The organism is Stenotrophomonas sp. AR029 (genome assembly GCF_047520695.2).
Lineage (GTDB): Bacteria > Pseudomonadota > Gammaproteobacteria > Xanthomonadales > Xanthomonadaceae > Stenotrophomonas > Stenotrophomonas sepilia.
In genome coordinates this window covers 842,952-855,834 of the sequence record NZ_JAXBQQ020000002.1, presented here as the reverse complement: position 1 = coordinate 855,834, position 12,883 = coordinate 842,952, and the positions used below count along the sequence as shown (strand labels likewise).

13 protein-coding genes are annotated in these 12,883 nt (G+C 68.1%); 4 read left to right on the top strand and 9 right to left on the bottom strand.

Features of this window, described 5'->3' with window-relative positions; all coding sequences use genetic code 11:
• The first annotated feature begins 100 nt into the window (after nucleotides 1-100).
• From ACM0PB_RS10475 to ACM0PB_RS10460, 4 genes are all read left to right on the top strand, one after another.
• Nucleotides 101-427 carry a ComEA family DNA-binding protein gene (locus tag ACM0PB_RS10475; RefSeq protein WP_032953992.1) on the top strand — a complete coding sequence of 109 codons (327 nt, stop codon included), beginning with the start codon at nucleotides 101-103 and terminating at the stop codon, nucleotides 425-427.
• Nucleotides 428-779: 352 nt separating this feature from the next.
• Nucleotides 780-1,865: a L,D-transpeptidase gene (locus ACM0PB_RS10470; RefSeq protein ID WP_414604480.1), complete on the top strand. Its 1,086-nt coding sequence runs from the start codon at nucleotides 780-782 to the stop codon at nucleotides 1,863-1,865.
• Between the two features lie 17 nt (nucleotides 1,866-1,882).
• On the top strand, nucleotides 1,883-2,608 hold the full coding sequence (locus ACM0PB_RS10465) for a murein L,D-transpeptidase catalytic domain family protein (RefSeq protein ID WP_065185834.1): 726 nt from the start codon (nucleotides 1,883-1,885) through the stop codon (nucleotides 2,606-2,608).
• Nucleotides 2,609-2,642: 34 nt separating this feature from the next.
• Nucleotides 2,643-3,251 (top strand): HutD/Ves family protein, encoded by a 609-nt coding sequence (locus tag ACM0PB_RS10460; protein ID WP_088496716.1) that lies wholly within the window; start codon nucleotides 2,643-2,645, stop codon nucleotides 3,249-3,251.
• Nucleotides 3,252-3,367: 116 nt separating this feature from the next.
• Here ACM0PB_RS10460 and ACM0PB_RS10455 read toward each other — a convergent pair whose 3' ends face one another.
• From ACM0PB_RS10455 to ACM0PB_RS10415, 9 genes are all read right to left on the bottom strand, one after another.
• Nucleotides 3,368-4,972, bottom strand: coding sequence for a sulfite reductase subunit alpha (locus tag ACM0PB_RS10455; protein WP_065185836.1), 1,605 nt, complete (start codon nucleotides 4,970-4,972; stop codon nucleotides 3,368-3,370).
• Nucleotides 4,969-5,940 carry an FAD:protein FMN transferase gene (locus ACM0PB_RS10450; RefSeq protein ID WP_414604479.1) on the bottom strand — a complete coding sequence of 324 codons (972 nt, stop codon included), beginning with the start codon at nucleotides 5,938-5,940 and terminating at the stop codon, nucleotides 4,969-4,971. The genes ACM0PB_RS10455 and ACM0PB_RS10450 overlap by 4 nt, the downstream gene beginning before the upstream one ends.
• A gap of 56 nt (nucleotides 5,941-5,996) precedes the next feature.
• Complete coding sequence (locus tag ACM0PB_RS10445; RefSeq protein ID WP_188247969.1) at nucleotides 5,997-6,800, bottom strand: DUF4198 domain-containing protein; 804 nt, start codon at nucleotides 6,798-6,800, stop codon at nucleotides 5,997-5,999.
• A gap of 121 nt (nucleotides 6,801-6,921) precedes the next feature.
• A complete protein-coding gene (locus ACM0PB_RS10440; protein WP_065177931.1) occupies nucleotides 6,922-7,440 on the bottom strand; it encodes a DUF2271 domain-containing protein in 519 nt (172 codons plus the stop codon).
• A 40-nt stretch (nucleotides 7,441-7,480) separates the two neighbouring features.
• Nucleotides 7,481-8,119, bottom strand: a complete 639-nt coding sequence (locus tag ACM0PB_RS10435) for a PepSY-associated TM helix domain-containing protein (protein WP_414604478.1) — start codon at nucleotides 8,117-8,119, stop codon at nucleotides 7,481-7,483.
• A gap of 169 nt (nucleotides 8,120-8,288) precedes the next feature.
• Nucleotides 8,289-10,709 carry a TonB-dependent receptor domain-containing protein gene (locus ACM0PB_RS10430; RefSeq protein ID WP_065196584.1) on the bottom strand — a complete coding sequence of 807 codons (2,421 nt, stop codon included), beginning with the start codon at nucleotides 10,707-10,709 and terminating at the stop codon, nucleotides 8,289-8,291.
• Nucleotides 10,710-10,854: 145 nt separating this feature from the next.
• Complete coding sequence (locus ACM0PB_RS10425; RefSeq protein ID WP_053496847.1) at nucleotides 10,855-11,256, bottom strand: hypothetical protein; 402 nt, start codon at nucleotides 11,254-11,256, stop codon at nucleotides 10,855-10,857.
• 164 nt (nucleotides 11,257-11,420) lie between these two features.
• Entirely contained in the window at nucleotides 11,421-12,098 is a 678-nt protein-coding gene (locus ACM0PB_RS10420) for a Fe2+-dependent dioxygenase (RefSeq protein WP_065196583.1), read from the bottom strand.
• Between the two features lie 10 nt (nucleotides 12,099-12,108).
• Nucleotides 12,109-12,828 (bottom strand): tetratricopeptide repeat protein, encoded by a 720-nt coding sequence (locus tag ACM0PB_RS10415; RefSeq protein WP_005415590.1) that lies wholly within the window; start codon nucleotides 12,826-12,828, stop codon nucleotides 12,109-12,111.
• Between the last annotated feature and the right edge of the window lie 55 nt (nucleotides 12,829-12,883).

Here is a 12,883-nt window from a genome sequence, read left to right as displayed (position 1 = left end):
ATCCGGGAAACCGATAGGCTGTGCACATGTGGTGACGGACACTGTTCCTGCCGACGGGATTGCCGGTCGGGGCGGCCAGAATCACAGGGAGATACACGTCGTGCCTTGGAGTGTCGTGTTGAGGGCACTGGTGCTGGTAGTGGGGATCGCTGGGGCGCATGCCGCCGAACCGATCGACATCAACCGCGCCGATGCCCAGGCGCTGCAGCAGGGATTGACGATGGTCGGAGCCGCCAAGGCCGAGGCGATCGTCGAGCACCGGCGCAGACACGGCCCGTTTCATCGCGTCGAGGACCTGGCGCAGGTGAAGGGGATAGGGAAAGCGATCGTCGAACGGAATCGACAGCGGATCACCGTAGGCAACAGGTTGTTGCCGGCGGATCCGGTACCCGGATCGGTACCGGTGCGGACCGTACCCAGGCGCTGACAGCAGGAATCGTCGGAACCGGCAGGAGGCTGGTTCAGCGGTCACGGACAGGACGGCCGTGACCACCGACCGCCGCAGGATGCGGCACCAATCACCAGGATGGTGGCATCACAGACCTGTGGAAGGGGCTGAGATACAAACAGGACAGACGCGGCCGCGTGCAGGACGCAACGCTTCCCCCACAGCGCAGGATGCGAGGGGGCGGCAGCAGGCCGACAAGGACGTAACGATTGCCCGGTACGACACATGGCTGTGTCGCCGGGCAGTTTCATTTCCGGCGCCAGGTTTTGCCGCGGCCACCACGGGCCGATGGTGTACGGTGGCGGCTCCGCATGGAAAGGACCCCCGCTGGATGCTTCTGCACCGTCCAACCACTCTGATGCTCGCTCTTGCACTGGCCCTGCCGCTGCGGGCCCATGCCGCTGCGCCGGCACCGGCTGCCAAGCCCGCAGCTGCCACTGCCGGCACCGCCGAGGTGCGCGGGCCGACCGACCTGAAACCGGGCGAATACCTGTGGCATCCGGAAATCTCGCCGACCGGCCCGATCGTGCTGGTGGTCAGCCTCGATGAGCAGCGTGCCTACGTCTACCGCAACGGTATTGCCATCGGCCTGACCACGATCAGCTCGGGCAAGGCCGGGCACGAGACACCGACCGGTGTGTTCACCATCCTGCAGAAGGACAAGGACCACAAGTCCAACCTCTACAACAGCGCGCCGATGCCGTACATGCAGCGGCTGACCTGGGACGGCATCGCCCTGCATGGCGGCAGCCTGCCCGGGCATCCGGCCTCGCACGGCTGCGTGCGCCTGCCGCAGGCCTTCGCGCAGAAGCTGTTCAGCGAAACCCAGCGCGGCGATACCGTCGTGGTGGCCGATGCCAAGAGCTCGCCGATGACCCTGGCCTATCCGTCGGTGCTGGCACCGGTCAATGCACGCGGCCAGGCCCTGCCGGAGACGGAGGGTGGGGCGCCGGCACAGGCCTGGTGGAACGACAGCGCGGCGCCGGCCGGGCAGGTCGGCATCCTGGTCAGCCTGCACGACCAGCGCCTGTACGTGCTGCGCGATGGCGTGATGATCGGCGAGTCGCCGCTGAAGGCCGACGCGCTGCCGGCCTTCCAGGGCACCACCCTGTTCGTGATGGGGCAGGGTTTCAGCGATACGCCCAGCCCGCTGGACGCGAACCAGCGCCTGCACCAGTGGACGGCCTACCCGTTGCTGGGCCAGGACCGCGCCCAGGCCACGCCGGACCTGCTGGCCACGCCCTCGCTGCCGATGGCGCTGCCGGCCGAGTTCGCCCGCCAGCTGTACCGGGTGCTGGTGCCAGGCACGACGCTGCTGGTGACCTCGCTGCCGGCGGTCCGCCCAAGCCCGGCTGAATCCGGAATGCAGCCGGTCTTGGAATCCGAGCCGCCAGGGTCCACCCTCAAGGGCAACTGAGTCCCTTCGTTGTGCCCATGACTGCATCCCGCCTGTGCCGGCTGGCCGCGTTCGGCCTGCTGGCGACCTCGGCCAGCGCCCCGGCGCTGGCACAGACGCCCGCCCTCGCCACCAGTGCCGAAGATCTGGCTGCCTTGCTGTCGCGCAGTGCGCCCAAGGCCGACCGCCACGTGTTGCAGCTGGCGGCGCGCGCCATGCGCTGTGCGTTGCAGCGGCCGGAGCTTGGCATCAACGGTGACCGACTGAGCGTTATCGATTACTCGCGACCGTCCACCGAGCCGCGCCTGTGGGTGTTCGACCTGGCCCACCAGCGCCTGCTGTTCGAGGAATGGGTGGCGCATGGCCGCAACAGCGGCGAGAACCGCACCGAGCACTTCTCCAACCGCGATGGCAGTTTCATGTCCAGCCTCGGCGCGTTCACCGCGCAGGAGACCTACATGGGCGGCAACGGCTATTCGCTGCGCCTGGCCGGGCTGGAGCCGGGCTTCAATGACCGCGCGCGTGATCGCGCGATCGTCATCCACGGCGCGCCGTATGTGAACCCGGCCACCGCGCAGCTGCAAGGGCGGCTGGGCCGCAGCCTGGGCTGCCCGGCGGTGCGCCTGTCGGTGGCCAAGCCACTGATCGATGCGTTGCGTGGCGGCACGATGGTGTTCGCCTATTACCCCGACCAGGACTGGTTGAAACACTCGCAGCTGCTGGCCGGCGGGTGCGGCGGCCAGGGCACGCTCGCCACGCGGTGATGCACGATGGCGCGCGGCGTGATGCAATGCGCCGATGAACGTCGACTCCCTGCTGCACACTCCGAGCCAGGTCATCTCACGCCTGGACTACCGCCGCGAACGCTGGCGCAACGGCCTGGGCTGGACCCGCGAGATCCTGCGCCTGCCCGCGCAGGGCGACGACTGGGCGCTGCGCCTGTCGGTGGCCGAGATCGAGCTGGACGCCGCGTTCTCCGCGTTTCCCGGCGTGGAGCGCGAGCTGGTGCTGCTGCAGGGCAATGGCGTGCGCCTGCGCTTCGAGGATGGCCGCGTGGCCGAAGTCCTGCCGCCGCATGGGCGCGTGCGCTTTGCGGGCGAGGAAACGCTGCACGGCGAACTGGTCGACGGCACCACCCACGACTTCAACCTGATGTGGAAGCGCGACCTGCTGCAGGCCGAACTCCTGCACCGGCCACTGGTGGGCAGCATGTTCTTCTTCTGCGAACCAGGCGTGGCCTGGGCGCTTTACCTGTTGGCCGGTCATGCCGAATTTGGAGCTGACAGCGGTCTGCCGCCGATGCACGCTGGCGATACCGCGTGGTTGGCGGCCGGTGAACGGCAAAGGCATGCGTTGCAGGGCGGGGGCGAGTTGCTGGCGATCCGGGTCAGTGCGGCGGCGGGATGATTCCTGGGCGCCGGTGGGTACCATCCACGCATGGCGTGGATCTACTTGCACTGCGGTTGCCACCCTGCCTGGACACGCCGTTCAGTAGATCCACGCCATGCGTGGATGGGGCGACCTCAATACACATCGCGCCGGTAACGACCGGCCAGCAGTAGCGCTTCCTTGTCCGCAGTCCCCAGCACCTGCTCGATCACCGCATCCACCGCCGGGGCCATGCCCTGCAGGCTGCCACAGACCAGGATCGTCGCGCCTTCATCCACCCACTGCCGCAGTGTTGCTGCTTCGGCCAGCAGGCGGTCCTGCACATAGCGATGCACACCGCCATCGCGGCTGAACACTGCATCCAGCCGCGCCAGCGTGCCATCGGCCAGCATCGCCTGCAGTTCTTCGCCGAAATGGAAGTCATGCGCGGCGGTGCGCTCGCCGAACAGCAGCCAGGTACGGCGCGCGCCACTGCGTACGCGTTCGTGCAGGTGTGCGCGCAGGCCGGCGATGCCGGTGCCGTTGCCGATCAGCAGCAGCGGTACCTCGGCGGCGACGCCATGGAAATTGTCGTTGCGGCGCAGGCGCAGTTGCACCGGTTCGCCAAGTGCGGCGTGGTCGCACAGCCAGCCGCTGCCGATGCCGGGTGTTCCATCGGCGCGTAGCTGGCGACGCAGCAGCAGCTCCACCGCGCCGTCGGCCATCACTGAGGCGATGGAGTACTCGCGATGCGGCAGCGGCTGCAGGGTCGCCAGCAGCGCGGGCAGATCGCCCGGGGGGACCAATGAAGGCAGGTGCGAGTGCGCGACGCGTGCCAGCAACGTCTGCCCGTCATCCAGCACCCTGTCCGCATCGAAGCGCTGTGCGTCCAGCCAGGCACGCACGGTGTGCGACGCATGCTGCGGGCCGATCTCGGCGATGTCGCCGGCCTGCCACTGCACATCTGCGCCGGCCGGTGGCCGCAGGCGCAACCAGTACACTGGACCGCCGGGGCTGCCCGGGTTCAGATGTTCGCGCTGCAGCAGCGTCCACGGCTGGTATTCGGCCGGGCTCCAGTCGGGCATTTCACTGGCGCCACCACCGAGTTGTCCCAGCAGCTGTTGCCAATGACGCAGCGCTGCCGGATCGGCGTTGTCGACCTCGATCACATCGAACAGCGCATGCGCGCCGTGCTGCCGCAGCCATTGGTCAAGCTGGTGGCCGAATCCGCAGAAGTGGCCGTAGCTGCGGTCGCCCAGCGCGAGCACGCCGTAGTGCAGGTGCTGCAGTGAAGGCGGCGAGACCATGACATCGCGCAGGAACGGCAGCGCGTGGTCAGGCGGATCGCCCTCACCGGTGGTGCTGGCGATGAACAATGCACGCTGGCTGCCGGCCAGCAAGGCGGCGTCGACCTCATGCAGACCGCGCACGCGCACCGGCACGCCGGCACCACGCAATGCCTCGCCACTGCGTTCGGCCAGCTCGCGCGCGAAGCCGGTCTGGCTGGACCAGACCAGCAGGATCGGTGCGGCATCGCCAGAGGCAGCATGGTCGCGCGGTCGCCCACGCCACCACAGTGCGGCGCAGGCCAGCGCATACAACGCCGTAGCGAGCACCGCGATCTGCGACTGCCGCGCCGGTGGCGCGCCCTGCCACCAGGCTTCGCCCAGATGCAGCCGCAGCAGCGCCCAGCCGATCACTGCCAGCAGGAACAGCACCAGAGCGTTGCCGAGCCACGCGCGCGACGGACGGGTGCTCATGCGCCTTGCTCGTCGAGCAGGCGCTGGAAGGCGCTGCTGAGAAATTCGAGTGGGCCATCCGCTGCGCGATGCAGGTAGCGCGCCGCCAGGCCTTCGCGCTCGGCCAGCGCCATGCCCTGGTCGCGACCGAGTACGGTCAGCGCGGTTGCCCAGGCATCGGCGTGCATCGCATCGCCGGCCACCACCGTGACTGCCGCAGCGACCTGGCGCACCGGCCTGCCAGTACCCGGATCGAGGCTGTGGCTGTAAGCCTCGCCATCGGCGTGGTACTGGTGCCAGCGATCGCCGGAGGTGGCCACCGCCCGGCCATCCAGTGCCAGCACGCGAGGCGGGGTGTCGGTCCGCGCATCTTCTTCCGGTGCGGACTCCACCAGCACGCTCCACGGCTGGCCATCCGGTTTGCGGCCGTAGCCGGCCAGCTCGCCGCCGACCTCGATCAGCGCTGCCGCAATGCCTTGCCCTCGCAGCCAGGCAGCCACGTGATCGACGCCGAAGCCCTTGGCGATCGCAGAGAGATCCAGTTCCAGTCCACCCGGTTGTAGCAGCGCATCGCCCTGCCACTGCAGGCGCCGCCAACCGCAGCGCTCGCGCGTGGCCTGTACGGTGGTGGCATCGGGTTGGCGGCGTTCGCCGGCGTGTGCACCGAAGCCCCACAGCGCAACCAGCGGACCGATGGTGGGATCAAAGGCGCCGCCACTGGCGGCAGCGATGGCCTGTGCGCAGGCCAGAACGTGGCGGGTCTCGGCCGGCAGCACGCACCATTGGCCCGCGTTGGCGCGGTTGTAGCGACTCAGGTTCGAGCCGGGCTCCCAGGTGCTCATCTGCGCCACCACCGCATCCAGCCGCGCCTGGATGCCGGCATGCAGTGGATGCAGGTCGCGCTGGCGCGGCGCGACCAGCGACACGCTCCACGTGGTGCCCATGGTGGTGCCGCCGAGGCGGGCGATGTCGAGCTGGGGATCGGTCATGGTGGTCTACCGCAGGCACGATGCCGGGGCCTGCCCGGCATCGCGGTCCACATCTATTACTGCGGCAACACTTCCAGCGTGGCGACGTAGCTCAGGCGGCGCTTGGCGGCCTGCTTCACCGAGGTCTTGTTGTCTTCGGTGCCGGTTTCCAGCCAGTACATGCCGGCTTCCGGCCAGGTCACCTTGATCTCGCCCCTGGCGTCGCTGGTGAGCTTCAGTTCGTCCTGTGCGTTGCGGTAGCGGGTGGCACCCCGCACGATCTCGAACTCCAGGCCGGCGGTCGGCTTGCCATCGACCAGCACGCGGAAGGTGGCTTCTTCGCCGGCGAACAGGTCGTTCGGGTGGCCAACAGCGACCAGCTCGATCCCCCGGTTGGTCGGCTTCAGCGCGGTGTCGTTCGGCGCACCGTTGGTGACGAAGGTCTCCACGCGGCCCACCGACTGGCTCAGTTCCAGCTTCTTCGCGTCCTTGGGCAGTTCGCCAAGGGTCGCCACGCTGCCGCGCCAGCGCTTGCGCTCGCCGTTCTGCTCGTAGGTGGCGAACAGGCCGTCATTGACCGACGCGATGCGGTAGGTGCCCGCCTGCTTCAGTTCGATGTCGAACACGCTGCGGTACTTGCCGGTGGTCGCGTTCTGCGGCTGCACGGTGCTGCCGTCCGGCGCGGTGATCACCAGCGATTCCAGTCGCAGCGGCACGTGGTTGAAGTAGAACAGGTCGTTGGAGACCGCACCGTCGACGGTGATCCACGGTGCGTTGCCGGCGATCACGGTCTGCGAGGGCAGCAGCCAGGCCTTGTGGGCCAGAGCGGAGAAGGGAAGGGCAGCGGCCAGGGCGGCGGCGAGGACGAGCGTGCGCTTCATGCGGAAGACTCCAGTTGGAAGGGGTCGAATCCCTTTCCAACGGAAAGGGCTCTGATCCCGGGGATGTGGCGATGGGGTCAGAGCCCTTCCTGTGGAAGGGATCCGACCCCGGCTCAGACAATTACGGTTTGACGGACAGGGTGACCTGACCCAGTTCGGTGGCGCCCTGCGCCTTGCCGTTCTGCGCGGCGGTGGCCGGCCAGGTGAAGGGGATCTTCAGCAGTTCGCGGCCGCCGACTTCGCGCACCGCCTCCACCACCAGGGTGTAGTTGCCCGGGGCCAGCTGCTTCAGTGCCGGCTGCCTGTCGCTGAACGACAGTGCGTGCCTGCCGGCCGGGCGGGTCGGGCCGGTCACGCCGTCCACCGGCACCTGCAGGGTACGGCCACTCTTGCGCCACCACTGGCGCAGGTCGGGCAGCCACTTGGTGCCGTGGCCCTCGCTGTTGCTGGTCTGCTGGTACCAGACCGACAGGTTGGCCGCGACCTTCTGGTCGGCGCCTTCCAGCCACACCGCCACATACGGGCGGTGGTACTCGGCCACGTTGAGCTTGGGCACTTCGACGTTGATGTCGAGGGTGGTGGCATAGGCCGGCGAGGTGGCCAGCAGGCCGCTGAGGGCGATGGTCAGGGTGACGCGCATGGGGCGGCTCCGGAGGAACGGATGGAATTCACGGTGGAAGTCAGTGGATCAGCAGCAGGGCGATCAACAGCGGGATCATCAGGCCGAGGCCGACCAGCGGCCAGGTCATGCGCCGTTGCCGCGCATGCAGGTGCAGCAGGAACAGGCCGGTGATGCAGAACACCAGGCAGGCCACGGCGAACAGGTCCAGGAACCATCCCCACGCCGGGCCTGCGTTGCGGCCCTTGTGCAGGTCATTGAGGTAGGAGACCACGCCGCGCGAGGTCGATTCGTACTCCACCGCGCCGGTTTCGCGGTCGATGCTCAGCCAGGCGTCGCCACCGGGGCGCGGCAGCGACAGATAGATCTCCTCGGCCGACCACTCGGCCGGGCGCCCACCGATGGCGATGCCCAGCTGCGTGTCCAGCCATTGCCGGGCCGGGCGCGGAATCGGCGCGTTGCCGTCCTCGTGCGTGCCCAGCTGGCCCAGCAGCGCGGCCGGCAGTTCCAGATGCTGGTTCTGCACCTGGGGTTTGGCCTCGATCTTCGCGGCATGGTTAAGAGTCAGGCCGGTCACCGCGAACAGCAGCATGCCGATCAGGCAAACCGCGGAGCTGATCCAGTGCCACTGGTGCAGCGTCCGCAGCCAGAAGCCACGGTTCTGTTGCTGCTGCACGGTGGAAGAGGCAGGACGGCTCACGGCACGGTTCGAAGCGGACGGGGACTGCCCATTACATCATTGATGAGAATAGCTCGCAATTGCGTGTCGTTCTGTATCCCGGAGCAGGCATTCCGGGGTGCCGGCCAGCGGCCGGCACTACCGATCGGTAGATCCACGCCATGCGTGGAGCAGGAGCAGGGCGCGGCGATCAGAACTTCGCGTTCAGCGAAATCCAGTAGCTGCGGCGCTGGTCCTTGGTCGCATAGTCGTCCACGCAGTTGAATTCGCTCTGGCTGATCAACAGGCACGACTGCGAGACGAAATCCTTGTCGAGCAGGTTGTTGACCCGCGCGTTCACCGTCAGCCAGGGCGTGGCCTTCCAGCTGCCACCGAGATGGAAGATCGTGTAGTCCTCGTAGTAGCGGGTGTGGCTGGCGCCGTTGGCATCCAGCAGCGTGTCGCGGTAGCGGTCGTAGCGGCCCTCACCGATCAGCGACAGGCTGACCGCTTCATTGATCTGCCAGTTGAGGCTGGCGTTGGCCATGTGTCTTGCCGGCATGGTGCCGCTGATCGGCAACCCCTTCTGTGCGCCACTGGTCTGCTCACTCTTCGTCCAGGTGTAGTTGCCGCGCAGCTGCAGAGTGTCGAGCAGGTCGACATGCGCGGCCAGTTCGGCACCGCGGGTCTCGGCCTTGTCGATGTTCACGCTCTGGGTGAAGGTGCTGTAGCCCAGTGCCGCCCAACCCGGGCCGATGTCCACGCAGTAGCCGCTGCCGGCGCGCGCCACTTCGCAGTTGGGGAAGGTGCCGCCGCTGGCGATCTTGTCTTCGAACGTGTTGAAGAAGCCGGTGACGTTGAAGCCCCAGCGCTGGCCCTCGTAGTAGGCGGCCAGCTCGTAGTTGGTGCTGGTTTCAGGCTTTAGGTTCGGCGAACCCACCAACGGCAGCACGCCCTGGCCACCGAAGCCGGTGATGCCCGGGAACAGCTGGTCCGGTCGCGGGGTCTTGTAGCCGGTGCTGACGCCGCCCTTGAAGGTCCACGCATCGCTGGCGTTCCACACCAGGTAGCCACGCGGACTAACGTGGCTGCCGAACACGTTGTGGTCGTCGTAGCGCAGGCCGAAGGTGGCGGTGAGGGTGTCGGTCAGCGCCCAGTTGTCCTCGGCGAACAGCGCCCACATGCGGTGTTTCTGCTTGACGTTGCTGCGGTAGCCGGCGCCATCCATGCCGAACACGCCATCGACCATGTCAGTGTTGTTGTACTGGCCACCCACCGTCAGCTTGTGTGCGCCGAAGTCCAGGTCGAGCATCGTGTCGAGCACGTAGCCTTCCAGTTCCATGGTGCGCAGCGGGCGCGGCAGGAACGCCTGCAGGCGCGCCATCTCGCTGGGATGGAGTGCGGCCAGCGCATTGCCACGGCCGGCCGCGCAGTTGTTGGAAGCGCCGGTGCGACGGCAGACGTCATTCCACAGCGTCTGCAGGTTGGCACGCTCGTCCAGGGTCAGCGGCAGAGAACGGCCGAGATTGCTGCTCTTGCTGTGGGTCAGCGAAGTCTGCCAGGTGCCGAAGCTGTAGCGGCCCTGGTGGGTCAACGATAGCTGATCGCGCTCGTAGCGCTGGTAGGCGGTGTAGCCCACGCGCGGCTGCACCACACGGCGGGTGACGGTGCCGCTGCCGTTCGGGTTGGGGATCACCGCATTGCCGACGCGCCACAGGCTGGCCAGGCTGTCGAGGGTGCCGGTCTGGCCTTCGCGGTTGTCGTACTTCTGCCGAGACACGTCGTAGTCCAGCCACAGTTCGTGGTCATCGTTGACATGGAAGTCCAGGCGCACCCCGGTATTCCAGTTGGTGTTGGCGACCGATTTGCCGCCACCGCCGAAGCCGATGCTGCGCTCCCACAGGCTGCCGTCGGGCAGGGACAATGCATCCCATTCCGGGTTGGATGCCTTGGCATCGTAGTAGCTGCCGCGTAGTGCCAGGCTGAGGCGATCCTTCAGCAGTGGGCCGCTGAGGTAGAGGTCGGTGGTGCGCGCATCGCCGAACTGGTCGTCCTGCTGCACGGTGAAGCTCTGGCTGACCGAGCCGTGCCAGCTGTCCTGGTTGCGGCGGGTGATGATGTTGATGACGCCGCCCATCGCGTCCGAGCCGTACAGCGTGGACATCGGCCCGCGCACGACTTCGATGCGTTCGATCGCCTCCAGCGGCGGCAGGTAGGCGAACTGGCCGCCACCGAAGTTGTTCGGATAGATCTGGCCGACATTGCTCTGGCGGCGGCCGTCGATCAGCACCAGGGTGTACTCGGACGGCAGGCCGCGCATCGACACGGTGGCGCGGCCGTTCTTGTCGGTCGCTTCCAGGCCCACGTCGATGCCTTCGACGTCGCGCAGCGCGTCGACCAGGCTGGTATAGGGGCGCTTGCTCAGTTCCTCGCGGCTGACCACGCTGATGCTGGCCGGGGCATCGATCACCTTCTGTTCGAAGCCGGAGGCAGTGACCACCACCTTGTCCAGCGTCTGCGGTGCGCCGGCGGCGTCACCGTGGGCGAAGGCGGGGCTGGCGAAAGCCGCCAGCACGGCGCTGGTCAGCAGGGTACGGGACAGGGACGAACGGACACGATGGCGCTGGGCCATGGCAGTTACCTCGAAGGATGCAGGGTGGCGCGATGCCGTGCGCGAAGGGCGCGGCAGGCACGGAAGGCCCGGTCAGGGGCGGCAGGGATGAAGCAGACAGCGGCGTGCAGGCGCGACCGCGCAGGCGGTCACGCCAGGCCGTGGATCAGGCGAGCGGCGGCGCCTGGCCGCGTTGCTGGCGGCGCCCGGGCGCATCGGCCCAGGGCGTGTCCGGAGCGGCCAGCGGCCAGTCCGGGCGCACGCCGGGCATGGCCGGCGTGGCGGGTACGAGTTCGAGTTCAGTGCGCAGCCAGTGGCTGGCCAGCAGCAACGGCGGGTGTGCCTGCTCGGCCGCTTTCACCGGGGTGGCGGCACAGCGGCGCAGCTTGGCCGGCGCCTCTTCCTGCAGGGGGCTTTCGCCACCGCGCTCTTCCAGCGGCATCTGCATGGCCATTCCGGCCTGGGCCTGTGGCAGCAGTGGCAGGGTGCCCAGCAGCAACGCCAGCATCGCCACCCATGCCAGCAGGCTGGCCAGCGCCGGACGCTGGCCGCGCATGGCGGTGCCCATCTTGCGATGGATGAGTGGGCGAGGGCGAAGCGGACGCAGCAAGCAGGGGTCCCCAGGGGTCTGCCGGCAGCGGCCGGCATCAACGGGGCGTGATTGTAATGAGAGCCGTTAGCTGTTGCAAATGAGAATGATTGCCAAAATGCCGCAGGCCGGCCCGGCAAGGCTCAGACTTCGCTCCAGCGCCGCAAAAGGTTGTGGTACACGCCGGTCAGCTGCAGGATCGCCTCGGCGTCGCCGCCGGTCTGCCGCAGGCGCTCGATCGAGCCATCCATTTCCCACAACAGGCGGCGCTGCACGTCGTCGCGGATCATGCTCTGCACCCAGAAGAAAGAAGCCACGCGTGCGCCACGGGTAACCGGCCGCACCTGGTGCAGGCTGCTGGACGGGTACACGACCAGGTCGCCGGCCGGCAGCTTCACTTCGTGCTCGCCGTAGGTGTCGCTGATGATCAGCTCGCCGCCTTCGTACTCCTCGGGCGCGGACAGGAACAGGGTGCAGGAGATGTCCGAGCGCAGCTGCTCGCCATTGGCCAGGTTCATCACCGCACCATCGACATGGTAGCCATAGGCGCCGCCACCGCTGTAGCGGTTGAAGCGCGGCGGCAGGTACTTCAGCGGCAGCGCGGCGCTGAAGAACAGCGGGTGCCGGGCCAGCGCGACGAGGATGATCTCGCCCAGTTCGCGGCGCAGCGGGGAAGCCTCGGGCAGCTGCTGGTTGTGCTTGGCCTGTGCGCCCAGATGCCCCACGGTTTCGCGGCCATCGGTCCAATCGGTGTCGTCGAGGCGGCGCCGGAAGCCGGCGACCTGGTCGGCGCTGAGAATGTCGGGGATGTGCAGCAGCATGCGGGACTCCTCAGAGGGACGGCGGTGCGATCAGGGCGCGCACCTGGGGATGCGGCGACGCGGCCAGTTCCGGCACGATGTGCGCCATGAACGCCGGACTGCCGTGCGCCAGGGCGAGCCGCAGCCAGTGCACGGCCTGCTCGACCTGGCCGGCCTGCAGCAGGATCGAGGCGTAGTTGGCCTGGCCGCGGAAATCACCGGCCTCGGCCGCGCGCTGGTACCAGGCGAGCGCCGCCTGCGGATCAGCCGCGGTATCCAGCCCGTCTTCGAGATGCCGGGCCAGCAGGTTCATCGATTTGGCATGGCCCAGGTGCGCGGCACGGGTGTACAGGGCCAGTGCCTGCGCGCGGTCCTGGGGCACGCCGCGGCCGGTGGCCAGCAGGTTGGCCAGGTTGTACAGGCCCCAGTCCAGCCCGGTGTCGGCCGCGCGCCGGTACCACACCGCGGCCAGCGTGGGATCGGGCGTGGTGCCCTGGCCCAGCTCATGGCAGCGGCCGAGCATGTTCATCGCCATCGGCGCGCCGTTGTTGGCGGCGGTTTCGTACCAGAGCAGCGCAGCCGAGGCGTCCTGCGCGGTGCCTTTACCTTCCATGTGCATCTGCGCGAGCAGCAGTTGTGCATCGACCTGCCCGGCCTGTGCGGCGTCGCGCACGCGTGCGAACGCAGCCTGTGGATCGTGCTGGAGCAGCTCGGCCAGGGCGTCGCTGTCGATGGGGGTACGGGGTGCCATGGGGTGAGTATCGCCGGAAACAAAAACGGCGGCAGGAGCGCCTGCCGCCGTGGTG